We start from the raw sequence: 1,836 nt of genomic DNA on the forward strand, positions 1-1,836 counted from the left end.
ATTTCAAATAGCCGTTTCATTGTCCCACCTACGGTAATATAGCAGCCATTCTTACTTAGAGCTCGAGCATATTTAAAAACAGACCGGTTTGATTTGGTGTCAAGAATAAGATCATATTTTTCGCCAGTTGCGGTAAAGTCTTCCTTTTTATAATCAATCACATGGTCATACCCCAATGATTTCATAAGAGCATGTTTCTCAAGGCTATCGACACCGGTAACGATAAGCTCGTATGATTTCAAAATTTGGATAACCAATGTGCCAACACCACCTCCTGCACCGTTGATCAGGACATGCTGTCCGGATTTGACTTTGCCTTTTATGAGACCCTGAAGGGCAAGAAGTCCGGCATGAGGCAGGGCGGAAGCTTCATTGTGGCTGATGTTTGATGGTTTTTTGTGTAATTTACTTTCAGCTCTACACACATACTCGGCAAAACCACCAAAAGTACCGTCAGATAGGTCACAGTACACCTCATCACCGATTTTAAATGCATTTACGTTATTACCAACCTCTTCGATTACTCCCGAGATATCTACTCCGGGTATGTTAATGTTAGGTTTTTTAAAGCCGTATATCATTCGAATTACAAATGGCTTACCCTGCACCAGGCCCCAATCCCAATCGTTGATGGAGGTTGCCTTGATCTTTATAAGAACTTCATCATCTTGTGGTACAGGCTTATCAACTTCTCCAACTTTCAGCACATCTGGAAGACCGTATTCGTTGAGTAATATTGCTTTCATGACTTTATGATCGAGAGTAAGTTATATCAAGTATTTTGTACAAATAAGATATGCTATGAGAAGCAAGAAATCACTCTATAATTGGTGTAGCGGTTAGAAAAGATCAAGAGTGGATAAAAAGGCTCTTTAAAATTGAGAACTATTTTTCAGTTACTTAATCCATTCTATAGCAGCCTCTGACATCTTTCTATAGTTGTGACCAACTTGAGTTACGGTGTCTATTTTCCAACGATAAGACCATTCTTTAGCTTCGCTGAGCTGGAGGTTTGCTGCATAAAAATTTGTGCCTCTTTCGAGTCTATGGCTACCCTGTTGCATGGCATTTTCTGTTTTTCTAAACACGCCTAAAGATGGATCATTGTCTAACTCACCGAGCAAAATGATCAACCTTTTAGAGTATGCTTCCTTTAAGTTAGCTACCGGGTCTGTAACGGTATTTTTCATTCCGTATGGAAAAGAAAGGTTGGTGTCAGGTAAGCTATAGAAGCCTGAGTTCGCAGCGATAGCCGTACCTATTCGTGCCTCCGGCTTAAGTAAAACCATTCTGTGCACAAATTGACCGCCAGCAGAATGCCCAAATATATCATAGGATTTATTGGTTATACCATCAACAGATTTGATGTGGTCAAAAATATTCTCGATTACAGTGTAAGCCCATTCTTCCTCCGGGTTTTTCGTACCGAAGAAAGTAAACAGATTACCCTCCTGATAATCGTTCGTGGTATATTTTGAAAACTTGTTGGCAAACTCAGGAGCTATGACCAATAGGTTTTGCTGCTCAGCTAAGTCGGTCCAGGCTGCGAGGTAATCATCTGCGTTTCTGCCACCTCCGTGCATCACAAATATAATTCTATCTCCATTTTGCCAACTGTGCGGCTTATAAGTCCATACTTTTAAAGATTTACGCTTTGAGTCTTTATAGGCATACATCACAAAGCTGTCTTCACCAATTTCAATAGGGGAGGGTTCAGTTACTTCCGGCCCTTTAGGCAACACGTAGAGATAAATATATCCTGTAATTGCCAGAAGAGCTATGACAGAGATTGCGTATAAAAATGATTGAGAGAGGATGCGTAAAAATTTATTCATT

The 1,836-nt window shown here is 40.2% G+C and carries 2 protein-coding genes; both read right to left on the reverse strand.

Features of this window, described 5'->3' with window-relative positions:
- On the reverse strand, positions 1 to 746 hold a 746-nt coding region (locus tag E1176_RS01600), incomplete at its 3' end, for an NAD(P)-dependent alcohol dehydrogenase (RefSeq protein ID WP_155208829.1).
- Between the two features lie 150 nt (positions 747 to 896).
- Positions 897 to 1,836 (reverse strand): alpha/beta hydrolase family protein (locus tag E1176_RS20360; RefSeq protein ID WP_185152545.1); only part of this gene is annotated, 940 nt, incomplete at its 5' end.

This window comes from Fulvivirga aurantia (assembly GCF_009711475.1).
GTDB classification, from domain to species: domain Bacteria; phylum Bacteroidota; class Bacteroidia; order Cytophagales; family Cyclobacteriaceae; genus Fulvivirga; species Fulvivirga aurantia.